Source organism: Paenibacillus sp. PCH8 (assembly GCF_002968835.1).
In the GTDB taxonomy this organism is placed as follows: domain Bacteria; phylum Bacillota; class Bacilli; order Paenibacillales; family Paenibacillaceae; genus Paenibacillus.
Map to the genome: position 1 here is coordinate 923,530 of NZ_PKQK01000002.1, position 25,991 is coordinate 949,520.

At 48.6% G+C, this 25,991-nt stretch carries 17 protein-coding genes and 1 pseudogene; 9 read left to right on the top strand and 9 right to left on the bottom strand.

The features are described from left to right. Window positions 1-63 precede the first annotated feature (63 nt). The gene (locus C0Q44_RS16945; RefSeq protein WP_105408408.1) at window positions 64-1,497 is read left to right on the top strand and encodes an aspartate ammonia-lyase; all 1,434 of its coding nucleotides are present in this window, start codon (window positions 64-66) and stop codon (window positions 1,495-1,497) included. A 160-nt stretch (window positions 1,498-1,657) separates the two neighbouring features. Here the strand turns inward: C0Q44_RS16945 and rpoN are convergent, their stop codons facing one another. Next, entirely contained in the window at window positions 1,658-2,962 is a 1,305-nt protein-coding gene (rpoN, locus tag C0Q44_RS16950) for an RNA polymerase factor sigma-54 (protein WP_105408409.1), read from the bottom strand. 177 nt (window positions 2,963-3,139) lie between these two features. Then, on the bottom strand, window positions 3,140-4,687 hold the full coding sequence (gene pruA, locus C0Q44_RS16955; RefSeq protein ID WP_105408410.1) for an L-glutamate gamma-semialdehyde dehydrogenase: 1,548 nt from the start codon (window positions 4,685-4,687) through the stop codon (window positions 3,140-3,142). 245 nt (window positions 4,688-4,932) lie between these two features. Between pruA and C0Q44_RS16960 the strand changes: the two genes are divergently transcribed. The 3 genes from C0Q44_RS16960 (at window position 4,933) to C0Q44_RS16970 (ending at window position 10,453) form a co-directional block, all read left to right on the top strand. Further along, a complete protein-coding gene (locus C0Q44_RS16960) occupies window positions 4,933-5,856 on the top strand; it encodes a proline dehydrogenase family protein (RefSeq protein ID WP_105408411.1) in 924 nt (307 codons plus the stop codon). 754 nt (window positions 5,857-6,610) lie between these two features. Then, window positions 6,611-8,401: a sigma-54 interaction domain-containing protein gene (locus C0Q44_RS16965; protein ID WP_105408533.1), complete on the top strand. Its 1,791-nt coding sequence runs from the start codon at window positions 6,611-6,613 to the stop codon at window positions 8,399-8,401. An 81-nt stretch (window positions 8,402-8,482) separates the two neighbouring features. Further along, the gene (locus C0Q44_RS16970; RefSeq protein WP_105408412.1) at window positions 8,483-10,453 is read left to right on the top strand and encodes an AraC family transcriptional regulator; all 1,971 of its coding nucleotides are present in this window, start codon (window positions 8,483-8,485) and stop codon (window positions 10,451-10,453) included. Window positions 10,454-10,587: 134 nt separating this feature from the next. Here the strand turns inward: C0Q44_RS16970 and C0Q44_RS16975 are convergent, their stop codons facing one another. Beyond that, window positions 10,588-12,657, bottom strand: a complete 2,070-nt coding sequence (locus tag C0Q44_RS16975; protein ID WP_105408413.1) for an ATP-binding protein — start codon at window positions 12,655-12,657, stop codon at window positions 10,588-10,590. Between the two features lie 316 nt (window positions 12,658-12,973). Here C0Q44_RS16975 and C0Q44_RS29870 point away from each other — a divergent pair, with 316 nt between their 5' ends. After that, complete coding sequence (locus C0Q44_RS29870) at window positions 12,974-13,264, top strand: hypothetical protein (protein ID WP_146113466.1); 291 nt, start codon at window positions 12,974-12,976, stop codon at window positions 13,262-13,264. A gap of 59 nt (window positions 13,265-13,323) precedes the next feature. On the opposite strand, the gene C0Q44_RS16980 is transcribed toward C0Q44_RS29870, so the two are convergent. Further along, entirely contained in the window at window positions 13,324-14,979 is a 1,656-nt protein-coding gene (locus C0Q44_RS16980) for a PucR family transcriptional regulator (protein WP_258166377.1), read from the bottom strand. Window positions 14,980-15,183: 204 nt separating this feature from the next. Between C0Q44_RS16980 and ald the strand changes: the two genes are divergently transcribed. Continuing rightward, window positions 15,184-16,317 carry an alanine dehydrogenase gene (gene ald / locus C0Q44_RS16985; protein ID WP_105408415.1) on the top strand — a complete coding sequence of 378 codons (1,134 nt, stop codon included), beginning with the start codon at window positions 15,184-15,186 and terminating at the stop codon, window positions 16,315-16,317. Window positions 16,318-16,481: 164 nt separating this feature from the next. Here the strand turns inward: ald and C0Q44_RS16990 are convergent, their stop codons facing one another. Further along, on the bottom strand, window positions 16,482-17,399 hold the full coding sequence (locus tag C0Q44_RS16990; protein ID WP_105408534.1) for a PD-(D/E)XK nuclease family protein: 918 nt from the start codon (window positions 17,397-17,399) through the stop codon (window positions 16,482-16,484). A 712-nt stretch (window positions 17,400-18,111) separates the two neighbouring features. Here C0Q44_RS16990 and C0Q44_RS16995 point away from each other — a divergent pair. Next, window positions 18,112-18,795: a serine/threonine protein kinase gene (locus tag C0Q44_RS16995; protein WP_105408416.1), complete on the top strand. Its 684-nt coding sequence runs from the start codon at window positions 18,112-18,114 to the stop codon at window positions 18,793-18,795. 20 nt (window positions 18,796-18,815) lie between these two features. Here C0Q44_RS16995 and sigJ read toward each other — a convergent pair whose 3' ends face one another. From sigJ to C0Q44_RS17010, 3 genes are read right to left on the bottom strand one after another with little or no spacing between them, the layout of a single operon-like run. After that, window positions 18,816-19,727 carry an RNA polymerase sigma factor SigJ gene (gene sigJ, locus C0Q44_RS17000; RefSeq protein ID WP_105408417.1) on the bottom strand — a complete coding sequence of 304 codons (912 nt, stop codon included), beginning with the start codon at window positions 19,725-19,727 and terminating at the stop codon, window positions 18,816-18,818. After that, window positions 19,717-21,036: a phytoene desaturase family protein gene (locus C0Q44_RS17005; RefSeq protein ID WP_181151038.1), complete on the bottom strand. Its 1,320-nt coding sequence runs from the start codon at window positions 21,034-21,036 to the stop codon at window positions 19,717-19,719. The genes sigJ and C0Q44_RS17005 overlap by 11 nt, the downstream gene beginning before the upstream one ends. A 58-nt stretch (window positions 21,037-21,094) precedes the next feature. Beyond that, complete coding sequence (locus C0Q44_RS17010) at window positions 21,095-21,991, bottom strand: helix-turn-helix transcriptional regulator (RefSeq protein WP_105408419.1); 897 nt, start codon at window positions 21,989-21,991, stop codon at window positions 21,095-21,097. Between the two features lie 129 nt (window positions 21,992-22,120). Between C0Q44_RS17010 and C0Q44_RS17015 the strand changes: the two genes are divergently transcribed. Both C0Q44_RS17015 and C0Q44_RS17020 read left to right on the top strand, forming a co-directional pair. Further along, entirely contained in the window at window positions 22,121-23,008 is an 888-nt protein-coding gene (locus tag C0Q44_RS17015; RefSeq protein ID WP_105408420.1) for a sugar phosphate isomerase/epimerase family protein, read from the top strand. Window positions 23,009-23,056: 48 nt separating this feature from the next. After that, window positions 23,057-24,112: a Gfo/Idh/MocA family protein gene (locus tag C0Q44_RS17020; protein ID WP_105408421.1), complete on the top strand. Its 1,056-nt coding sequence runs from the start codon at window positions 23,057-23,059 to the stop codon at window positions 24,110-24,112. A 350-nt stretch (window positions 24,113-24,462) separates the two neighbouring features. Here C0Q44_RS17020 and C0Q44_RS17025 read toward each other — a convergent pair. After that, window positions 24,463-25,781: pseudogene (locus tag C0Q44_RS17025) on the bottom strand (glycoside hydrolase family 125 protein). Between the last annotated feature and the right edge of the window lie 210 nt (window positions 25,782-25,991).

Consider the following 25,991-nt stretch of genomic DNA (forward strand, 5'->3'; position numbering starts at 1 on the left):
CTGAGTGCGTTTCAGCAACGCTGAAATTGACCTATTTATTGGATGCCACTGGAGGCGAACGAAATGTCTACAATGTCCACACGGACGGAGAAAGATTTTATCGGCGAAAAAGAAATCCCGGCTTATGCTTATTACGGAATTCAGACGGTGCGGGCCGTGGAGAACTTCCCCATTACCGGCGTTCCGGTACACCGGGAGCTGATCACAGCTCTGGCTGCGGTGAAAAAGGCTGCGGCAGTTACCAATATGGAGCTGAAGATGCTGCCAAGCAAGATTGGCGATGTGATTGTCATGGCGGCTGAAGAAATGATGAAAGGCCATCATCTGGATCATTTTATTGTGGACTCCATTCAGGGCGGTGCAGGCACCTCCATGAATATGAATATGAACGAAATTCTTGCCAATCGCGGACTGGAACTGTTATTGCATAACAAGGGAGATTACTTCCACTGTAACCCCAATAATCATGTGAATATGTCCCAATCAACCAATGATGTCGTGCCAACAGCACTGCGCATTGCGGCGTACCAACTGTCGGAGACGTTACTGTCTACCATGAAGAGACTGCAGGATGCGTACCGTAAAAAAGAAGTGGAATTCAACGATGTGGTCAAGGTTGGCCGTACCCATCTTCAGGATGCTGTGCCGATTCGTCTGGGACAAGAGTTCGGAGCTTATGCGCGAGTAATCGGACGGGATATCGAGCGTCTTGAATTCGCCAATCGCCGTCTGCTTACCATTAACATGGGCGCAACTGCTGTAGGTACAGGACTTAATGCCAAGCCTGAGTACATTATCAAGGTTACGGAGCATCTGTCTGATGTGACCGGGCTACCCTTGCAAACCGCTGAGGATCTCGTGGATGCCACGCAGAATACGGATGCCTATCTGGAACTTTCCGCAGCGCTGAAGGTATGTGCGGTCAGTCTGTCCAAAATCTGTAATGACATTCGCATGATGGCTTCAGGTCCGCGTGCTGGATTCAACGAATTACGCCTGCCACCACGTCAGCCAGGTTCTTCCATCATGCCAGGAAAGGTGAATCCGGTTATGGCGGAAGTGATTAACCAGGTTTCCTTCCAGGTGATGGGGAACGATCATACGATCTGCATGGCATGTGAAGCCGGACAATTCGAGCTGAATGTCATGGGTCCGGTTATTGCGTTCAACTTGCTGCAATCGCTGAAAATTATGAATAACGGCATCGACGTCTTCACGCGTTATGCGGTTGAAGAGATGGAAGCGAACCGCGAGCGCTGTGAATTAATCATGAAGCAGAGCTTCAGTGTTATTACCGCGCTGAATCCGCATCTGGGCTACGATGTGGCAGCCTCCATTGTGAAGGAAGCACTCAAGACAGGACTCACCTTGCAGGAAATCATTCTCGAACGCGGACTGCTGACACCGGAAGAACTGGAAGAAATTCTTCACCCGGAGCAGATGACCACACCAGGAATTGCAGGAGAACACTTCCTGCGTAATATGGAACGCTTGTAGACTATATCTGTTGTACAACATTCAATCTCAACATACACAATCAACTTCTTGACACGAGATCACACGACTCACGATATCCAAATAAATAACCCCCTTGAACCGTTCACCCGGTTCAAGGGGGTTATTGTGTTCTGATCTAATACGCCAGATACATCCTGCGTTAAATCCATCGTTTTCGCTCAAGGGACGGCAGAATCTGAAGCTCCTCCCTGTACTTGGCGACCGTTCTGCGCGAGATAACAATCCCCTCTTCGGCAAGCAGTGCAGCCAAATGACTGTCCGAGTGCGGCCTATGGGACTGTTCCTTACGAATTAATGCTTTCAATCTCCGTTTCACTGCCGACGCTGATGTTTGATCCCCCGAAGTTGTACCAATCCCCGAGTCAAAAAAAGCTCTGAGTTCATATACACCATACGGTGTGTGAATATATTTGCCACTGACGGCACGGCTTACCGTTGATTCATGCATGCCAATCTTCTCTGCAACAACAGACAGATTAAGCGGCCTTAGTGCGGATGGTCCTTCGACCAAAAAGGTATTCTGCTCTTCCATGACTGCCGCCAGCACACGCATTAGTGTTCTGCGCCGCAGGTGTACACTGCGAATGATGGCCCTCGCCTCTGCCGCTCGGGTAGACCAAATGTTGTCTGGAGCTGCATCCCTGATCCAGCGGGAGCACATTTGATTGATCGATATCCCGGGGTTCCCAGCAGCATGTAGCCTGAAACACGCCTCCCCGTTACGTAATTCAACAATAGCATCCGGAAGAATGTAATGCGGACGTTCGGTACATCCGAGCGATCGACAGGGTTTGGGATCAAGTCTCGTAATATAATCATAGGCCGCCTGAGCTTCCCGTGAAGTGATCGCTAACCGTGTTGCCGTTCTGCCTGGATGAAAAGGAACCAGTGCTTCCAGTCCCGCTTCCACCATCCGCTCCGCATACAGCATGGCCGATGGATCACGCCTGATCTGGAGTAACAAACATTCCCGCAGATTCCGCGCCCCTACACCTGCGGGGTCAAGAGACTGAAGAAGTTCCAGTCCTGCTGTAACCTCACACATAGACAGCCCCAGTGCTGCTTGCACCTCTGTCAGTTCAATCGTCAGATATCCATCATCATTGATGCATCCTGCCAGGTATACCGCTATATATTCCATTCCGTCCGGAAGGGTCATCACCCGAATCTGTGCAGCCAGTAATTGTTCTAATGTAGGCTCAGCACCTTGTGCCTGAAGCAGCGGATCATAGGAAGCATACCTTCGCTGATCCATTCGCCGCGGAATTCGGACCAGAGGTGCAACTTCTTCTTCCAGTTCAAGTACTGGATTCTCTTCCGCGGCATCCTGCAAGTAACGGGTGAGATCCTGTCCAGACAAGGTTAGCAAATGAAAGGATTGTTTCATCTCCGGCGTGATGGACAGCCGAATACGTTGTTCCTGTACCAACTGAACACCTAACATCCGTTTTCCTCCTTATACGCTGCTGGCGATAAACGTTAATGATTCTTATAGACAGTCTGGTACGCGCATTTGGATATAAACAAAAAGATTTGCAGAGATAATAACATACGAACCCGAACATGTCAGCAGAATATAGTTGAGTAAGAGCAAATCCCAGGAGTAACCCTTCGTATTTTCCTAGTATTTCTCCGATACCAGCTTCGCCTGTGTAAATAGCAATAGATAGTCTCTTCCACCTGCCTTGGAATCCGTGCCCGACATGTTAAATCCGCCAAATGGATGAGTGCCTACCAAGGCCCCGGTACATTTCCGGTTGAAGTATAGATTACCCGTGAAATACTCACGTCTTGCCTGTTCCAGATGTTCTCGATTACGCGAGATCACCGCACCAGTCAGACCATAATCGGTATTATTCGCAATATCCAGTGCGTCCTGGAAGGATTCAGCTTTGATAAAAGCAAGCACCGGTCCAAATATCTCATCCTGTGCAATCCGGGCCTTCGGGTCTACGTCAGCGATGATGGTTGGTTCAATGAAATAACCTTCGACGTTTCCGGTACCCCCACCGTGCACAAGACGCCCTTCCCCTTTGCCCAGTTCGATATATTCCGTGATCTTCTTATATGCCTTGTCATCGATGACGGGTCCCACCTGACTGCCGACCTCAAGCGGGCTACCCATCGTCAGCTTTTGCGTCCGTTCAATCACTTTTTGTAATACTTCATCATATACATCCCTATGAACAATGGCACGGGAACACGCAGAACATTTCTGTCCTGAGAAACCAAATGCTGAAGCCGTAATGGATTCGGCTGCCAGTTCCAGATCACTGTCGCTGTCTACAACGATGGAATCCTTGCCGCCCATCTCGGCAATAACCCGCTTGATCCATTTCTGACCTGGAGCGGTACGGGCTGCACGTTCATTGATTCGCAGTCCCACATCTCTGGAACCGGTGAAGCTGATAAACCGGGTAAGTGCATGATCCACAAGATAATCACCGACTTCACTGCCTGGTCCCGGTAGGAAGTTCACGACGCCATCCGGCAGACCCACTTCGGCAAGCAACTCCATGAATTTGGCGGCAATCACTGGTGTGGTGCTGGCAGGCTTCAATACCACCGTGTTTCCAGATACCAGTGCAGCCGAGGTCATACCTGCCATAATAGCCAGCGGGAAGTTCCAAGGTGGAATCACAACGCCAACGCCCAGTGGGATATAACTCAATTCATTATCTTCTCCTGCAACCCGGACGAGGGGCTGAGGTTCACTCAGACGTTGCATGTCTCGTGCATAAAACTCCATAAAATCAATGGCTTCGGCTGTATCCGCATCTGCTTCGGGCCAGGTCTTGCCTGCTTCATACACCATCCATGCCGAGAATTCATGCTTGCGTCGGCGCATAATCGCTGCGGCTTTGTACAGATAACGAGCCCGTTCATTCGGTTCGGTATGTTTCCAGGTGTGGAATGTTTCCGCTGCCATCTGAATGGCCTTTTCGGCCAGTTCCTGAGTAGCCTGATGGATCGTGCCGACCACCTGATTCTTCGCTGCCGGGTTCACGGACGTTACCGTGCGGTCACTTGTTATTTTTTGGCCCCCAATAATCATCGGGTATTCCTGCCCAAGTTCAGCTTCGACCTGACGAAGTGCGTCTTTGAATGCTTCCCGGTTCGCCGGGAGCGAAAAAGATGTGAATGGTTCGTTAACAAATGGGATATTCATGAATGATTCCTCCTTCAGGATGTGGGATTCACTGGCTGCTCGCCTGAATTGCCTTACATGTTACTCCTCATCCAATATATGAAGCAAAATCCGTGCCAACTCCGCTTGGAATTGAAATATTTTTTTGGAAAATAAAAAATGGGATCTCGACTGTGCTGGCACGCTTCTTGCTTCTATAAGGGATAAATAGCAAGATTCAACCGAGTTGGATTGAATGATGCACAATGCTGAAGGAGGAAACCAAGATGAGCGTGGGAACGGAGATATATCGTAAAACCTTGTTGACTGTGGCAGGCAACAAAGCTGTAGAGAACCTGTCCATCAAATACGGCAAAAAGCTGGCAGGCAAGTTTATTGCAGGAAACACTTTGGAAGAAGCTCTCGAAGAGATCCGCATACTCAACAACAAGGGCATCATGGCTACGCTCGATCATCTGGGCGAAGGCATCACCCGCCTGAGCGAGGCGGCATTATACAGAGATGAGTATGTGCGATTGGTAGAAGGCATTGCACGTGAGAAGGCAGATTCTAACGTCTCGTTGAAGCCTACCCAGATGGGCCTTGCCCTCGATCCCGAAGAGGGATATCAGAATATACGCACCGTTGCTGCACAAGCCAAACAACATGATCTATATGTCAGAATTGATATGGAGGATAGTCCTTTCACCCAAGCTACGCTGGACTTCGTGCGAAGACTGCACAAGGAGGGATTGGACAATACTGGTACGGTATTACAGGCTTATCTGCATCGTACCGAAGAAGATACACGGGATATGATTCGGGAAGGCATCAGGCTGCGTCTGGTCAAGGGGGCTTACAAAGAACCGGCATCTGTCGCTTATCAAAATACCTCCGAGGTCATTCATCAATTCAAAACGATGATTCGCAATCATCTCGATCAAGGCGTATACACGGCAATTGCCTCACATGACGACCAGATCATTAACTGGACGAAGCAATACGCCAAAGATCGTGGAATATCACCGGATGCATATGAATTTCAGATGTTATATGGTCTGCGGATGAATGAACAGGAACGCCTGGCCAAAGAAGGGTATCGCATTCGCTGTTATGTGCCCTACGGCACCATGTGGTATCCGTACTATACTCGTCGTTTGGCCGAAAAACCGGCGAATCTCTGGATGGTCGTCAAGAATATGTTCCGTTAATACTTCAGTGGAACACACATCTTACTCATGAAATAACCTTCCTAACAACCATGCTGTCCTGTTTCTTGGAGAGCATGGTTGTTCGAGATTGAGGAATTTTTGTGTTGGAGAGCTTTCAGGGCAAATATGTCTAAAAAATAAGAAACCTTAAATTAAAATGTCTAATATAATAGACACACCTGTTCTTTTAAAAGCCTACAATATAACCAAACTCCTCCTAATCCTCTTACTTTTCGGGTCTATATAAGTTGAACTAAAGATTATTCACACGGACACTACGATGACAGAATAACCTTCCAATCGCTGTTATCCCCAGATTTTTTTGATTCCCTTCTCGCAAGGGAAAATCCGGTGATAAAGGCGAACGCTTCGCTTTTTCAGGTTTTTTCTGTCCTCTCCGTTATCGTGTAAATGATTAGTTCAACTTATATAGTTGATCTTATTTGCTCTATTTCACAGAATTATAGACGTTATGTTTTATGACATAATTTCTACTTAAAACCTTTACATTTGTGATAATCTCAGTTGTTATACTCACTCCTACCCAATAAAAGCGTATACTAATTGCTATGTTCTCATATCCACAGATTCCAACCGTTAAACCTGAACAACTCATGTCTAAAAATATGTACACACCTTCGTCAGGGCGCTATAATATACATAATTTCACATCCTATGATTAGGATATGCTTCAACTGAGGTGATTCCGATAAAACATTTGCTTCCCGATCTATACTCTTTGTTACGAACAGATATGAGTATTCACGATGAAATCCTTCATACTGACCCTACACTTCAGTCTCTGCAACCAGAACTCCATTCAAGTGCGGACCAGCCTGTCTTTATACGCTGCAATACTGGATGCGCTTGGTTGTACAGCCAACCCAATAAAACAACATATGACGCTTGCTTGCTCGTGCCTGTCGTCTCTGCTTCAGTCGGACTCGTGGAAGTTATCCCCTTGTTCGCTAAGAGCCCTTTTCTTCTGATAGCTAATGATCACGGCGAATGGGAAGGGTACATCGCGGTATCCGATGTTCTCCATGCCGTACTGCATGCCCATCGATTAATGGAAGCTTATTTTGAGACCACACTGGAAACAGCGGGTTCCGCCCTGACCTTAATCAACGAAGAAGCTAAAGTGACCTACTGGACATCCGGGGCGGAGCATGTATTTTCAATCAGCAAAAACGACATCATCGGAAAGCCTGCCGCAGATTTTTTCCCACCTGACCGACTTCAGTCCCTCAAGACGTTACACACTGGCGAAACCGTCTATCGCAAACAACATCAGCCGAGACCGGATCTGTTCGCTCTGATCAACGCACGCCCGGTTCTGCTGGATGGACGCATTGTGGGCGCGGTTGCTGCGGAAGTCGATATTACAACGGAGATTCGATTGCATCAGGAATTATTACATATGACCTCCAAAGTCCAACATCTGGAGAAAGCCGTTGCAAGGCTGCGTCCTGATATGGACCCCTTTGCCCGCATCAAAGGCAGCAGTCCCGTAATTCATCAGTGTCTGGAAACGATCCGTAAGATCAGCACTACCTCAGCTACCGTACTTATTCTTGGGGAGAGCGGAACAGGCAAGGAGCTATTCGCCAAAGCCATTCACGACCTTCGTGAACCGCAGACTGCACCGTTTATCGCCATTAACTGTGGAGCCATTCCTGCTTCCCTGTTCGAGAGTGAATTATTCGGCTATGAGAAAGGTGCGTTCTCCGGAGCTGATCCCAAAGGCAAAAAGGGTAAGATTGAGCTTGCCGAAGGCGGTACTCTTTTTCTGGATGAGATTGGTGAGATGCCATTGGAACTGCAAGTGAAGCTACTTCGAGTATTGCAGGAGAAGAGTTACTTTCCCGTCGGGGGAACACGCATGAAACAGGCCGATTGCCGGATCATCGCAGCAACTAACCAAAATCTGCTTCGTATGATTGCTCGCAATCAATTCCGGGAAGATCTATATTATCGACTTAATGTCATTAATCTCGTCATTCCTCCCCTACGCATGCGAAAGGAAGATATATACGAACTAACCCAGACGTTCCTGCAAGAATTCTCATTGCTCTATAATCGTCATATTGAACTGGTTCCACCCGAAGTGTTCAAGCTGTTGTTTCAATATGACTGGCCAGGCAATGTACGTGAATTAAGAAATGTGATAGAACGCTTGACCATTCTGACCACGGATGGTGAGGTGAAACCGGAATACCTGCCTGATACGCTCACCCCCATCTCTCTTCAAGAACAGTCTGAAATTCAGCTGACATCGGGAATTCATTCATATCCCGGCAGCACAGATGAGCAACTTCAGCATTCGATGGGGACAGAGACGGATCAAGTTAATCCGGTAGCGGCAACGGTGGGTGATCCAGACCTTGCGCCTAGCGTTTCTTACCAGCAGCAACTAGACACCTATGAGGCTCAGCTTCTGCTTCAATATCTGGAAGCGGCAGGTGGCAACAAACGAACACTTGCGAAGCAACTCGGCATCTCAAGGGCAACACTCTATAATCGAATGAACAGGCTTGGTCTATGACCAGCCTCTTCTTGTCGTTATACTGAATGAAACGAACAACGAAATATCGTTAGCTACAATGAAGAAGGTGAGTTGCAGAGGATGGATATATTCAATCACATGTTGTTGTGGAATCACGCGTATTGCAAAATATATGACGTCCGCCGTGTGATGCTGAAATCAGGACAATCCGAACGTTCATACGTTGTGCCTGCCAGCCTCCTGATCCTGTCGGTACGCGGAAGCGCACAGGTCATGCTGAATGAGACAGCTTACAGCGCCCGACGTTTCCATATATTCCATACCGGCAAAGGCAGCGTACTGACGATGGAAGCAGGACCCGAAGGCTACGAATATTATGCCGTATACTATAAAGCAACACTGTCACCAGGGACAAGTCAGGAACTCAAGGAAGTTGAAGCTGACCTTCGCCCTTTTGACACCTCTTATAGCCTGCTGCCTTCCGAACCGGTCATGCTGTATCGGTTGATTACCGACATGTACAAGGAGTGGAAGATAACGGATCTACTCGGACCATTACGTGTCAAAAGCCTGATGTTCCAGTTGATCAGTGAGTTATTGAATCAGATGCAGACACAGGGCACGCGTTCACATAAGCGTGATTTGGCGGCGCAGATCATTTCGATCATTCAAACACGATACGCAGATGTCATAACACTGGAATCTCTCTCCGAGAGTCTGAATTATAGCGTTGCACATCTGTCTTCCTATTTCAAAAGCCGGACAGGCCTTAGTCCCATTGATTATCTTATTAAAGTGAGGATCGACAAGGCAGCAGCAATGCTGCTAGAGACGGATGCTACGTTAAAAGAAATCGCAGCCAGTGTCGGGTATCAGGACCCTTATTATTTGGGCAGGTTGTTTAAAAAATATAAAGGCGTCTCTCCCTCTCATTATCGGGCACAACAAGCAAGGCGTCCTGGACTGGAAGATTGTCCTTCTACAACCATGAGATTATCCATTGGCCCTCCCAAACCGCTCCGTTATACTGATATAGATGATAATGATTATCAGTCAGATCGTGATGGAGAGGACGAAATCAACATGTATAGCGGGTCAAAAACATCAACAGCCGTCGTATTATTATTCAGTCTCATGTTATTGCTCAGCGCTTGCGGAACGGGGAATGTAGCAAACAACTCTTCTACCACAGCAGAAAACGGGGCAGCTCCAAAGAGCACCAAACAAGAACAAGCCGCAGGTACGTCAACGTCCGAACAGCCACAGACCAAAACCGTATCCACCGTTACCGGAGATATTGAAGTACCTGTACAACCGAAACGAATTGTAGCTGGTGAATATCTGGGTAGCTTGATCGCTCTGGGGGTAACTCCTGTCGGAACGTCCAGTCACCATATTATTAATCCTTATTTGAACGATGTGTTGAAGAACGTTGAAGATCTAGGGGATGGAAACGGCAATCTGGAGAAGATTGCAGCCATGGAGCCGGATCTCATCATTATGGACGACACGTATGCCGAGATGAATGAGCAACTCGTTAAGATTGCCCCCACCGTCATCGTGCCGTATGCTTCGTTCAAAACGGTGCATGAGGAGATTACTTATTTTGGTGAACTGCTGGGCAAAGAAAAAGAAGCTGAAGCATGGCTTACCGAATATGATCGCCGCACCGCTGCGGCCAAAGAAAAGGTGCTGAAAGTCATTCCTGCAGACAGCACATTCTCCATACTGGAGTATTTGGGTAAAGATATCTCAACTGTTGGTTCCAACTACGGCAAAGGCGGTCAACCGATATATAACGTTCTTGGCTTCAAACCTCCAGCTGCGGTGATGGCTGAGTTACAAGATCCAGGCTGGGCAAGCCTCTCTACTGAGGTGCTGCCGCAATATGCCGGTGATTATATCGTTCTGACTACGGATAACCAAACGATGGAAACCCTGAAGGCAGATCCGATCTGGGGTGGTCTGGACGCCGTCAAAAATGATCGTGTGTATATCTGGGGGGCTGATCGTTCCTGGTATTGGGACCCTATCGCCATACTCACCCAAACCGAAGAACTGGCAGATTGGTTAGTGAAAACCAAGCAATAACTGTTGAACGTAACATGGGATTCACATTGGAGAGCGTGCCTAATGAATTCGGACAACTAAAATACGCAGTTTCGGACTAATCCGCTACTGCGTATTTTTTGTATCCGTATTTTGCATCATTCGATTTCTACTTGCTACAGAATTCGTGCCAAGCGGATCAGCGCTGTTCTGAGATGACGATAGAATGTCGCCCGACTCATGGAACAAGTCTGCGCTGCGGCAGTTGGATTGCCAGCATGTGTCCAATAGGCCGCGTACAACAGCATCTGATCCTGGGGAGACAGACCATGCACTCTGCCCTCCAGCAAATCCATGACGTATAGCTGTAACTGGATGCCATCCCTTACACCCTTAACCCTGTCAGCATATTCATGCAGTTCTCCTGGAGAACGAAGGTTTCCCAGCATTTTGCGAACATCCTGCTCCGTCCAGGCTGCATGGTCCTCTTCCTTAGTACCTGCCGGTACCTGACTCTCTTGCGATTCTGGATCAAGCAGGGACATGACCCACGCCCCGAATTGTCCGCTACGCAAATCCAAATCAAGTACATCTGCCTGATCCTCATATCTGTCACAGATACGAGTGCAGGTCCTCCGCATCCGGAAGCCAATGCTCTGCAAGAACAATTTCAAGTGAGGATTCGTTGCAACCAGTATCGCTCTCGCACCATCACCCAACAGAGACAGTCGATCCAGCGACATATACCCCACCAGTTCTTCTCGTGTGTAACCAGGCACATCATCTCTGGCCGCAGCCAGCAAGGCAAAGTGGGTATCACTCTGATCAGGGTCACTCCCCAGCTCCCGTGGTGTAAAACATTCATACATCTCATTCGGAAAATACTTCAGGAGCATCTCGCTACTATCCCTATGTACAAGTACTGTAATGAACATGGCAACCGTCTCTCCAACCTTGTCACGCATTAATACGATCCCTTCGGGATAACGATCAGCCAGTTCGTCCAGAAAAGGGCCATAGGATGCTGTCTGCCATGGTTCAACGCTATATTCACACCATTGCTGTAACACGCGGTGCATCGAAGGCAGATCCTCTCTTCTCATGGTTTCGAGTGGCGAGAACAAGGAGTCACGCGACACATCCGCGTATTTGCGATATTGAAGCATGGATTCCTGGCAGAGCAGCAGCATCTTCCGGGCGATCTGGCGACGCTCATGGCGCCCTGCCTGTTCATGTAGCGGTTTCAGCAACTTTGCAATCTTGATACGCATATTCTGCAACCGTTGTGGCTCACGTTGACGAAAATCCCGTAACAGATGGACTCTGGCTATGTCATGCAGAGCAAGACCATCCGGGCCGGAACGAATAAACGACATATTTCTCAGCATGTGGTACTCTTCTTGCGTCACAATCATATCCAATACAGCGGATAACAATTCCTGATTCGCTGTCTCAACCAGTGTTAATACTTCCACCATAGGGTGCAGACGGGGAATCGTAAGTTCCAACAGTAATCGGGCACTGATCATATGCGACAACTCCGCCCATTCGGTATGGGGAAAATTCCGTCTCTGATCCGCAGCTTCTACTGCAAGTGCCAGACCCAGCGGGTGTCCATCGGTCATTCTCGTAATGGTCCCTGCCATGCCCTGACTCAGGGAGCCTGCTACTGTGATATACTCCGTAATTTCATCGACTGTAAAATGTGGAAGCCGCATCTGCACGAACCGCTGATGCAAACGGGGATGTGTACGCCAGGCGGATGCCAGTTCCGGACGTGATGCAAGAATGACAAGTATTCCTCTTACAGGAAGTTTGGATACAAAGACCTCCATGAACCAGCTTTCCAGCAGAGCGAGCTCTTCGTAATTATCCACGGCCAAAACCATTCGTTTCTTGACCGAAGTATCTTTCAGAAGGCTCAGTGGTCGCGGGTTCCCTTCACTGTCCAATGTTTCCAGCCCCAATGTAGAAGATAGATAATCCATAAATACAGAAGGTGTTGTGCCGCATGACCGACCATCCATCCATATCGCCGTCGCACCTCGATCCCGAGACACGGATATCATCTCTGAAAGCAAGGAAGATTTGCCGATTCCACCCATGCCCGTAATTGAGAATATACTCAGTGGTGCTTCCGGGTGATCGAACCACCGCTCCAGTGTCATCAGCTCCTTGACTCGACCCACGAAACGTTTCCCACCGCCGACATATTTGTCGTATTGAGCCTCACTACTGTTTCCCATATATGTCCTCCGTACTAGATACTGGTACTTTTAATATATTTTATTTTCTCACAAATTGAGACTATATTGAGACGCGCAGATGCAGATGAAATGATAGAATCTTATTAAAAGCCCATTTAATAGTAAATATGCATAACAGCAGGTGCGCAAACGTTTAACATGGCATACATACCATCCTCCGCGCCGCTTCATACCATAATGAACCATTCCGCCGATCAATCACACCCAGCTTGTACATGAGTATTACCGATCTCGAATTCATGCTTCCCTTTCAAACCCTACTACCAGCCCGATATTCCAGGAAAGGCGGATTTGTGTGAGAATAAACCTCGATATCTGTAAGCTGAGCGGACAACTCGGAATCCATTCTGAGCGACTTAATGAATGGCTGCACCAAAGTGGTATTTCAGGGGCATCCATTGAGGTAAAACCGGCGGGTCGCTCCGACCGGACATCACCCCCGTATCGTCTGGCTTCTCCTTCTTCATTATCATTGGTACTACCCTCCGGTCAAACCAAACTGTATCGAGGGCGACGCCTCACTCCCAACCAACAGCACTTGTCTGCTTCATTACGACATACTCGGCGGGTTAGCAAAAAGGGTTAGACTGTGCACTTGTTAGAGAAAGATAGATGCACAGTCTGTCTTACATTCCATTCACCCCATCAAGAGGATTGCCACTGTCCATTCTCAATCATTGCATGAGCGAGCAGCGCCATTTCCAGACAGATTCTTCTCCCCTGTTCCATGTAATCTGGCCCTATCAGTTCTTCAAGCTTCTCCAGTCTGTTGTACAGCGTTTGCCGATGAATATACAACTGGGCAGCGGCATCCCGCTTGGAACCAAAGTTCTTCAAGTAAGCATCCAGTGTCTCCACCAGTCGCAGTTGATGGGTTCGATCATGTTCAATCAGCACACCCAAGTGATCCTGGACAAAGGGTTGCAGGAACGATTGGGGTAATGCTTTCAACATTTGATATATACCCATACGTTCGTAAAAGTGAACATGTTCCATTACATCTACGGATCTCGAAACTTCGATCACCTGATACGCCTCCTGAAGACTCTCCGACATGCTGGTCAAGCGGGTTCGAAACTTGCCAAATCCGGCATGAATCGTGACCTGCTTCAGGTTGCGGCTGGCAAACCGTTTCACATCCAGGGTGATCCCTTCCAGTGATCGAAACAAGTGATGGCGGGCAGCAATAGCCCCCTCCTCCTTCGCACAGCACAGATATACCTGATTGTTCTTCAGCATGATCAGGCTGGGCAGATTGTTCTTCTTGAGCAGAGAACGAAGCAAGACCAGAATATCCTGATGATTCGCCTCCATTCGCTCCCGACCGGTTCCTTTCAATCGATGTTCAATCTCCATGACCCCTCCTGCAAACCAGTACTGTCCCTTCACCAACAAACGGAGCCCCATTCGGGTCTGAGCCTGTTCCTCCTGATGGATGTTTCCATTCATCAGATCCTGGATCAGCTCATTCTGGCTGTGAACCATCTTCGCTTCAAGAAATTGAGAACGAAGCGTGAGCGCTGCCGCTGCCTTCGCCGTATAATCGAGCAACAGCTTGAGATACTCTACCGGGACGGAGTGATGCACGATCATGCCTATAGCAGAAAAGACTTGCCCGAAACAGACAACCGGCTGGCAGAGCAACGCCTTCTTTTCATCCATGTGGAACCATAATTCGGTATCCGAATCATTCAGATCCAGGTGCTCTACCTCCTGTTCATACCAGGTATAGATGGCCTGTTCCATCTCCGGAGCAAGTTCGGGAACAAAGCTGCCTGGCTCCATGGACGAGATGTACACTACCGGTTTTGCCGCATACTCATGCAGCTGGTGTAGCACAGCAGACATATCCGTACTCTGTAATGTTCGCTGTTGAAGCTGACGGGAGTACGCTTCCAGGCTTTTCAGCAATTGGTGCTGATGATTAATGAGTAGGGAGTGAATATCCTGTGTAATCTCGACAAAGCGGACAGGTTGCTCAAATACAATCAGCGGAAACTGGTGACTGTCCGCCAGTTCAATCAATTCTTCAGGGATTGCGTATATGCTGGTACCGAACTCCACACACAACCCTGCTGCCTCACTGCCAATTAGCTGAAGCAGGTACTCTTCACGGCCTTCTTCCGATTGAAGCCATAGTCCGGTGGATAAAATAAGATCATGAGGGCTAACAAAAGGTGATACATTCGTAATCTCAAGCACATGAACCCAGCCAACCTGACGGCTCACTCCATCCTTCCCAGCCGCTAATCGTGCTCTGCTGAATACCGGACGTGCAAGGATATCTTTAATTGTAAACACACGGTCATTTTGCAATATCGATCCCTCTTAGTGTTATTTTTTCTTACATTATAATCCATGGACATATGTCCTGAACAGACTTTTTCGACAATATGTTGAGTTATTTTCCTAAAGATTAGACATCAAGTAAGGTGCAAAACGATTATCCAAGTCATAAACTTGTAGTATAATCTAACAACCAATAAATGGACGAGGTGCATGGCGATGAGAATCGGAATTCCCAAAGAAATCAAAAATAATGAGAATCGTGTAGCAATGACTCCTGCCGGGGCTGCAGATTTCATCAAAGCCGGCCACCAAGTGATGTTCGAACAAGGTGCGGGCCTTGGCAGTGGATTCACAGACCAGGAGTATCAAGCTGCTGGCGCCGAAATTTCGAACCAGGCCACCAGCGTCTGGGAGAAAGCGGACCTCATTATTAAGGTTAAAGAGCCCCTTGCCAGTGAATACGGGTATTTTCGCCCTGGACTGATTCTGTTCACATACCTGCACCTCGCCGCGGAACCTGAGCTTGCCAAAGCTCTGATACAAAGTCAGGTAACCGCCATCGCATATGAGACACTGGAGGTCAACAATACCTTACCTCTGCTTACACCTATGAGCGAAGTCGCAGGACGCATGGCAGCCCAGATTGGGGCACAGTTGCTGGAGAAGACGGAAGGCGGCAAGGGCATTCTGTTGTCCGGTGTACCGGGTGTCAGTCGGGGAAAAGTGGTCATTATTGGTGGAGGTACGGTAGGCACGAATGCAGCCAAAATTGCCATTGGTCTTGGAGCAGATGTCACTATCCTTGATCTGAATCTGAATCGTCTGCGCCAGCTGGATGATATCTTCGGCAATCAGATCCACACGCTGGTATCCAGCCCATCCAACATTGCAGCGGCCGTTGCGGCAGCAGACTTGCTGATCTGTGCGGTGCTGATTCCAGGCGCCAAGGCGCCAACCCTTGTCAGCGAGCAGGTGGTTCAGACCATGGCACCGGGATCGGTCATTGTGGATGTCGCCATTGATCAGGGTGGGATCGTCGAGACCATTGATCATATCACGACCCACGATGAGCCTACTTATGTGAAACATGGCGTCGTGCATTACGCGGTGGCGAACATGCCGGGCGCCGTGCCGCGCACGTCTACGGTGGCGCTGACCAACGCCACCATGCCTTATGCGCTGCAACTGGCAAACCACGGTGCAGCCGCCGCGATTCGCGGCAGTTCGTCCATTCGCAGCGCGGTGAACGTGCTGAATGGACATATCACGTATGAGGCGGTTGCCCGGGATCTCGGGCATGCCTATGTTCCTGCGGGACAGGCGCTGGAGAATACCGCCGCTGTCCAGTGATTGGGATATGATCGTTCCACCCCGGCGCCTTGTCGCCAGGCCTGTGGAACGCAATAGAAGCGCAAGTCGGGCAGATGATGTCCCCGGCTTGCGCTTCTTGATTTTTTTAACATATAAGATAGCTCGTTCGTATAAGGCCTGATGTTTCCTCTGGATTTGATGCTCTAAACCGCCCGTTCGCTGCACACTTCACGGAAGTTACAATCCCGGCAGGCTCGGTGCGAAGGCATAGCGGTAAAATAGGTGACGTCCTTCGGACGGTTGTAGTACTCATCCTCCACACAGGATCGCATCTCCTCGATGTAACGACCCACATTCTCCTCCACCTTTCGGATATCCTCTTCCGTTGGCGTGAACTCTCGGTGCGTTCCGGTTAACAGATACTCCACTCGCAGCTCGATCTGCTCCAGCGGAACCCGATAGTGTTCTCTGACATAGGATGCGTACAGCATTAACTGATCGGAGAAGTCATCTTCCTTGCCCGTCTTCCAGTCCACGATGACAATGTTGCCGTTACTGCGACGATATAATAAGTCCATCTTCACATATACACGAGTATCGTGCAGCATCATGGTATCCCATTTCTCAATCTCCAGAATGTCCGTGCTCGCGCGGGACAAGTCCTCCCACGTGAGGGTATGGTACAGACTGCTGACACAAGCCGAAGCCCGCTCCTTGATCATGGCAATCCGGTCATTCAGCGTATCATCGCCATAATAAATCTCGGACAGCATCGTGCGATTCTTGGGGTCAAGCCGCCACTGATCCGGGTCCATCGATTCCACATATGCTTGATTCAGCAATTTGCGGATCGTCTGTTCCAGAAAATGTTCGCGTGGTTTATCCTTGCCCTCTTCCCTGCTGCGTACCGCCGATTCACACATCCGGTGCGCCAGGTCGCCGAATACGAGATACAGATTGCTCAGCTGCTTCAGACGGTACAGACGAACCTGCATCTCCTCAGCCGAGTCTGTCTTCCAGCCGTTATGGGCACCGTAATAATGATAAAAATATTTGCGCAGGCACTCATCGAACATACTCGCCCGCGACTGCGAATAAGACCACTGCGGGTACTGTGCCATAAAGTATTCTGCCTTTCTGTATGCCGGATCTGCATGAGATCCCTTAATGCTCACAGTATAAAGCCCGGGCAACATTGCCGCAAGCGCGCTTCCGTTATTTTCTTCTGACGCAACCGTTTCCGATTCGATCCGTATCGTTTATATAGTTACATCACCAAAAGATGAAATTGCGGAGCAGAACGCATAATATACTTCATAGAGGCAGAGAAACTGAAATGCAGAGCTACAACTTTTTGTGAAAAAGCTAAAGCGTCCTAAGCTTATTTTACGCCTCAGCACCGTTAGGAAAAGAGCCGTGTCCGAGTTGCAGCATACGTCATGGCCGATTTCCCTGTAATTAAGGGAACCCGGTGATACTGTGACTTGAAGATTAACGAAGCTAATGCGATCCATCCGACGCTAACGAATCTGATACACCTTATTGCATGGATAACACGGCTTTACACAATCTAACGAACTCCAGTCACGCTATCTAGTCTTATTTCGGCTGAATCACATGTTTATAGCATGTAAACGAGCCAATAGAGTGTCTCAGATTCGTTACATTTTCAGATCTGCCGATTTACGCGAAATAAGACTTATACGGTTCGTTAGAAAATTTCATACTTATCTTCATATGGCTGCGCACGGAGTGGTCCAGTGTACCATTCATTCACGATTTTAACTTATGCGCAAATTCTGTACAGGCATATCCCCAAAGGAGGCACTACCCATGAATCGACCGGATTGGTTCCAGGCGGAAGAAGCATTACAACAGATCCAAGTCATCGGAAGCGACCGGAATGAGCTCGTAAACATCATCGGCGATGTAGAAGGATTGAATTGCATTGGCACAGGTACGGATGCGGCTGTATTTACGTATGACGGTTTGCCGCAGTATGCCTTCAAGATGTACTCGGATCATGCCTTGGACAAGCTCGAAAATGAAAAGCAGGTATACGAGCAGCTCAAAGGCCTGTCATACTTCCCTACCTATTACGGCAGCGGCCGGAATGTTCTTGTGATTAGTTTTGAACCCGGGGATACCCTTCTGGAATGTTTGGAAAAAGGAATCCCCGTCCCCGAGCAGGTGATGCTCGATGTGGACGCCGCGCGAGAAGCTGTTCGCAGCCGCGGGCTGAACCCCCGCGACATCCATCTCAAAAATGTACTTCTTCAGAACGGACGCGGGAAAGTCATCGACGTATCCGAGTATATTCAAGACGGCAATGACAATCGCTGGGAGCATCTCGTATGGGCCTATCACAACATTTATCCACGGATCAAGGGCACGCCCATATCTCCTCGTATGCTGCAAACGATCAAATGGGGATACAATCAGTTCGATCATGCCAATGTCAAAATGGACGACCTCGCCAAGAAAGCCAATCGTCTGTTCTCGAAATTTATGAAATGAGTATCCAAATTCATTTCACTTTAACCTAAATTCAGATGTTGCAGCTTATCCGGATTACGCAAGATATAGATCCGCTCAACACAATCGTTTCTAAAAGCCAGGCTGACCACAGTCGGGAATGCCTCAGAGGGGCTGCTTAATACAAATCCTAGTTGTCCATTGACCTTGACGAGACGTACAATACCAGCGCTGTCCCCTTTGGATAATAGCCCTTGAATGAACGCCAGCACCCGCTGGCTTGATGTAACGGGTTTAATTGCTGCTACAACTTTACCACCACCATCACTGTACAAGGCGACATCGTGCGAAAGCATTTTCAAGAGTCCTTCCATATCTCCACTCGACGTGGCTTGGAGGAAACGAAGTGCAAGCTGCTCGGACTGAACGCTGGGAGTCAACTCGACTTCCGGCTCGTCCTGGATTTTACGTTTAAGACGACTGTATATTTTCCGGCATCCGACTTCCGTCTTGTTCAAGAAGTCTGCTATATCACCATAATCAAATTCAAAAGCTTCTCGCAGAATAAATACCGCGCGCTCAATTGGGGTTAGCCGTTCGAGCATGACCAGGAAGGCGTACGAAATCGTATCTTCCAGTTCAATCGTTTGAAGTGGATCATGTTCCACCGCTGAAACGGATTCTCGATCAGTCTTATAATTTTGCACCAGAGGTTCCGGCAGCCACGTCCCGACGTATAGTTCCCTTTTTTTACGTGTTGATTTCAAGTAATCGAGACAACGGTTAGTCACCATTTTGCATAAGTATGCTTTCAGATTCCGAACAGAGCTACTCTCTTTATGAATACCCTGCTGCTGTACTGTTACAAATGCGTCCTGAACCACATCCTCAGCATGAATGACAGATCCCAACATACGATATGCGATAGAAAGAAGAAGGGGTCTGTACGTCCTGTATACCAATTCAATCTCCATAATGTATTCCTTCCTTATTTTTTCCTCTACCTTCTATTATCATTTGAGCAGCCCGTTTTGCGCTCACCAGAGAGGCATTAATCAACATCCCCTCATCCCCTACCCAATCGCCAGCAACATAGAGCCCCGGTCTTCCTGTGATCTCAGATCCAGGTCTACCCGAGAAGCCTCCGTTCTCGGCTGTGACACTGCCATGTGAGACAAGCATTCGTGGAAGGAAACGCTGCTTAATGATATGCTCGCGCCACCCAGGCTGAATCAAATCGAGAAAGCCCTTTAGTTCGTCTTCATCCTGCCTTGGATCCGATTTAGACGATTCCGACAAATACTTCATCACATGCACAACCTCATGTGCCGGGTTCTCTGATAAAGAGGCCGCGGCGGAATGGTTCGAGTAGTACCAAGGATGATCTACGCCTAAAACAAATTTCGTTTTCGGTTGTGGCATCCCGGATACGACAAGATCCAGACATGCGGCGCGAACAGGAGTTAGCTTGTGATACAGTTTAGCTTCACTGGGTGAAAGAGCAGGATTAAGCAGAGCTAGGGTATCCAATGGGCCAGCCGTCGATAAGACGTGACGAGTCGTCAACTGTGAACCACCTTTTAAGGAAACGATCATTTGGGGATAACTCCCGGCAATTTCTCGCACGACCGAGCTCGTGCGGATGGATACACCTGCTTGCTGTGCTTGTTCTGTGAGCCGACTAACGAGGAATTGCCAGCCTCCATCTATATACAATACTTGGTCCTGTTTGAGTTGTTCAATGACGGCGCCAGCACTTACCTGATCAGGAGCATCGCAATAGGTGCTCAAACGAACGAGCGCAAACACGACACTACGTACACGGGGACTCGATATCAGGGTTTCCAGGTAATCCCGCAAACTAACGTTATGCAAAACGGATGTATCTACCTTTCGGAGAGAACTGTAGAACCTAAGGAGCTGGCACTTCTCCCTCCATTTCAAAAACGATCCGAGCAAGAGCTGTGCTAGGGAAATTGTCTTATTCCCTCTATTTCCTTCTTTAAACACCAATGTATCTGGTGGTTTCGGTACTGATCCGATAGGTGTGACGCCTACCTCATGAAGAATGGGTAACGCCGCTTTACTGAGAGCATGTGCCCCCAGGTTTACGCGTGCTCCCGCGATCTCATTTGAGATAGCGCGTCCTCCGAGCTGTACCCCTTTGTCGAGCAGCAGTACAGTCTTTCCTGCACGGGCCAGATAAATCGAGGCGGTTAATCCGGCAATGCCTGCTCCAATGATGACAACATCCCATACTGGCTCATTATGATGCTCTGTCATGTACATCAATCTCCTCCGCTTAATGCATACATGACGATGAACAGGGTACTTTTGTGACTCAAACTTGCTTCTTCATTCGCCCCCCGGAAGGAGTTACTCCCTTGTACTGTTTGTATAACTTCGTAAAATAGTTCGCATTGTCGCAGCCTACTCTGGCGGCGATCTCCGTAATGGTCAGACTACTGCCTTGCAATAGTTGTTCTGCCACACTCATCCTGCACCCGTTCACGTATTCCACGAAGGTACGTCCGGTCAGCTTTTTGAACATTTTGCAGAAGTGATACGCATTCAGTCCCACATGGCTTGCCGCTTCCGTAACAGACATCTTGCCTGTGGGGTCCGCTTCAATCTGTGCGATCAACTGTTTGAAACGTTCGCGGTTGGGAAAATACGATCCGACCGATTTATCCGGCAGCTGCTGCGGCATAAAGGTACGCGCAAGCAGGGTGAACAAAGCATGCAGTTTGGACTTCACCACGAGCTGATAAGCCGGGGGCTGTAACGCCATTTCCTCCACAGCCTCATTCAGCAAAGAATAATAGCCTGCGCAGGCTGCGTTTTCCTCTGCCGGTTTGACCGGAAACCTCACTCTTCCTTCCAGATACGGCGCAACGTATTGCTCATGCACGGGATCATGGGTGAAATCATGGAACAGGGCACGGTTGACCACAACGGAATCATAATACACATCCCCATCATCCAGGGCATACCCGACATGCAACGTGCCTCCGGGAATAATGATGACCTCTCCAGCTCGAACCACATAAGGTTTGCTATCAATATGGAACAGCGCACTGCCCTGGCGCATGACAATCAGTTCAAAATGTTCATGCCAATGCAAATACAGAATACATTCTTCCACTTTCATATCCGAACACCGATTTCGGAACAACTGAAATGGGTGTGATTTATGATCAATTCGGGTGTTTTCGTGAAGCGCTTTCAGATCCAGCACGACTTCTTCCCCCTCTTCACAAGATCCGACTAATATTACACAAGATTGTGTAGAGCCATCCCGTTAATGCACGGCTATAATGAGTGTGTCACGAAGTACTATAAGCCAATATTGGAGTGAAATACAACCATGAATAAATCATTACGCATCGGTACCCTTGTAGGCGGGCAGGACGCCGTCCGGGTGATCCCACAGATCATGCAACACGGCTTCGAATCATTTAACTTGACCTTCTGGCAAACGACAGGTGATCTGGACCTGGCTGAAACAGCCAAACGTGTCCGCGAAATCGTCGACGAACAGGGGATTGTCATCTCCGCAGTAAGTGTATTTGGTAACCCGCTCACTGGAGCCGGAGACAACGCCGATACACTGGCAAGCTGGGAACGAGTGATTGATCACGCCCAACTCTTCGGTGCAGATATCGTTTCCGGGTTCACCGGACGATTGACCGATCAACCCATTAACGAGTCCATCCCCCGGTTCAAGGAAGTATTTGGTGAATTGGCACGCCGGGCAGCCGACCGGGGTGTACGCATTGCTTTTGAAAACTGTGATATGGGTGGAACCTGGCAGACGGGCGATTGGAACATTGCGCATAATCCGACCGCTTGGGAGATGATGTTCGATGCTGTACCGGATGACAATATCGGTCTGGAGTGGGAGCCCTGCCATCAAATGTCCAGCCTGATCGACCCTATTCCCCAACTACGCAAATGGGCCCACAAAGTGTTCCACGTACATGGCAAGGATGCCACGATTGCCTGGGATATCGTCAAAGAATATGGTGTGCACGGCCCACGTGAATTTGTCTGGCACCGCACGCCCGGCTTCGGCGATAACAACTGGTCCGACATCATTACCATACTGCGTCAGAACGGATACCAAGGCACGATTGATATTGAAGGCTGGCATGATCCCGTCTACAAAGACGAACTCGAAATGACTGGTCAGGTACATGCATTACGATATTTGAAACAATGTCGTGGCGGGGATTTTGTACCGAATCCGGTGTAGAAAACCATACTAGCTGTAGAACACAATCCATACGAAGGAGATGAGAGGATGAACCATCCTTATCGGGTAATTATCGCTGGCTGCGGTGCCATGGCGAACACATGGGCCGATTACGCCTTGCAAAGGCCGGATACGACGATTGTCGCGCTGGTCGATCTGTATGAACATACGGCAACTGCATTTGCTGCACGCCACGGCCTCTCCTGTCCCACATTCACAGATATCCGTGAGGCCATTCAAGCTACCGATGCCAATATTGTATTTGATGTCACCATTCCGGCGAGTCACTACGCAATTGCGATGACAGCTCTCAAGGAAGGATGTCATGTATTCGGCGAAAAACCACTTGCGGAGTCCTTCTCCGATTGCTCCGATATTGTGCAAACGGCTCGCAGTACAGGACGAATTCAGGCTGTGATGCAGAATCGCCGTTTCGATCCGCGGATTCGAGCCTATCAGCAGCTCATTTCAGGCGGAGCGGTTGGGCAAGTGGGGTATGCAGGAGCAGACTTCTTCCTTGGGCCACATTTCGGCGGATTCCGGGATCTGATGGAGAGTCCTTTGCTACTGGATATGGCCATTCATACGTTTGATCAGGCCAGATATATTCTTGGAGCCAACCCCGTCTCGGTGTACTGCCACGAGTTCAATCCCCCAGGTTCCTGGTACCAGGGTAACGCTATGGCGTTATGTATATTTGAAATGTCGGACGGGTCCGTATTCAACTACCGCGGCTCTTGGTGCACAGAAGGCGTTCCGACGTCATGGGAAGCAAGTTGGCGCGTAACTGGCGAAAAGGGAACCGCCATCTGGGATGGTCATGATGACATCTATGCTGAGGTCGTTGCTGTGCAGAACCTGGATGTCGACGGCAAACCATCCTTCTTCCAGCCCGTTGAGCGGATTGAAGCCGAGCTACCTGTCATGGAGAAAACAGGACACCACGGCTGCCTGGAAGACATGTTCACAGCGCTGGAATCTGGACGACTGCCAGAAACCGATTGCAGCGATAACCAGTTCAGCATGGCTATGGTGCTCGCTTCCCTCGAAAGCGCACGCACAGGCCAGAAAGTATTCATCGCTGATCTGCTGAAAAACACATAGCGAAGCGCCTGAGTTTTTCACCATAAGCAAAGCCCAAACTGCAAAAGATTAGCAGCTTGGGCTTTCCTGGTTTTTATTTACTCTCCTATTCTAAAAATGATGTCGTTCAAAAAACAGTCGCGCTCGATAGTAAAAGTAGTGCAGGGAACGAAATCGATTCTGAAGAAACGAAGTGCTCGCCTAAAAGCTTTCTGAAAGAAAGCTGCATCGGAAGCATACGCTTATCCCCGGATTTCGACTTTACAAAAGTCGATCAAGAAATCCGGGGATAACAGCGATCAAAAGAACGATTCGTAACCGGAACGGCTGCTTCGCGAGCAGTGAGCAATTTTTTTTGAACTTACATCATTTTATAAAATTCCTTTTTTCATTGCCTTATACACCAGTTGCGAGAATAGGCTATTGGACCAAGCAAACCAGGGTCTGGTAAACGTGTTCGGATCATCGGCATGGAAACCTTCATGCATGTATCCGGTACCCGCATCCGTTTTTTCCAGCAGCTCAATCATCGCCAACATTTCCTCGTCATTATCTGCGGTTAGCCCCTGCATCGATAGCGCCATGTGCCAGATGTATCCCGGAGGGGTGTGCGGGCTACCAATACCTTTAGCTACCTGCCCTTCATAGTAGAACGGATTTTCTTTACTGAGAATAAATCGCCGTGTGTTCTGATACACGATGTCTTCAATCGAAGCATATTCCATATATGGAATAGACATCAGCCCAGGCGTACCTGCATCATCCATCAGACAAAAGTTACCGTAACCGTCCGTCTCATAGGCATAAATTTGCCCATACTCTGTATGACGGTAAGTACCGTACAAGGAGATGCCATGTCGTATTTCTTCTTCCAAACGAGACATCCGACTCACCAACTGTTCATCCCGGAACACCCACTTCGCGATCTCACCCATCTGACGCAAGGTCACCGCAGCGAACATGTTCGCCGGAATATTATAATGAAAATCGCACGCATCATCACTCGGACGAAATCCCGACCAGATCATTCCCGTATAATTCACCGGCATACCCAATCCTTTATTACGGAGCGTATCATGGGCTGGACAATTGCGACGCATAAATCGATAAGGTGATTGTTCTGTATGACACTGCTCCGTTTCCCATAAATCTAATACATTTCCCATCACTTTTTTGAAGCGCTCGTCAAATATATCTGTAAGTTCCGTCTCCCGCCAATATGTATAAGCCAGCTTCATGGAGAAACAAAGAGAATCCAGTTCAAACTTCCGTTCCCACACCCACGGTGACATCTCCGTCTCATCATTAGCATCCCAATGCCATCCATTCGCCGTTTCATTGAACGCATTGGCATAGATATCCATCTCAGCGTAGAACGTATGCCGTTTGATTAAGCCCCGATAATACGTTGCAACTGTATGTCTTCCTTCGCGAGCGGAACATAGTGCATGACCTGCTCTACGGAATCTCTCAGCCACATGGCGGGAATATCTCCTGTAATCACAAAGGTTGTCCCATCCTCTAGAAGCTTGGTCGTCGTTTCCAGTGTATTCGGAAAACAGTTGCGAAACTGTGCCAGCAATCTCGGTCTATGCTGCAAACGTTCGTCTGCCTCAATCAGAATATCCTGCACAGCTTGTGGCAATTCCAGATGCGGCATAGGGATTTTCGGTAATCTAAACTGTTCCATGGATGTCGTCTCCTTTGAATTGGTTTATGTAAGTTCAGCTAATAATTATTTACACCAGCACTCCGATTGCAGAATAACCTTCCGATCGCTGTTATCCCCAGATTTCTTGATTCCCATTTTAAAAGGGGAAATCCGGTGATAAGGGCGAAGTTTATCCTTCCGATGCAGCTTTCTTGCAGAAAGCTTTTAGCTTCGCTTCTTCAGGTTATT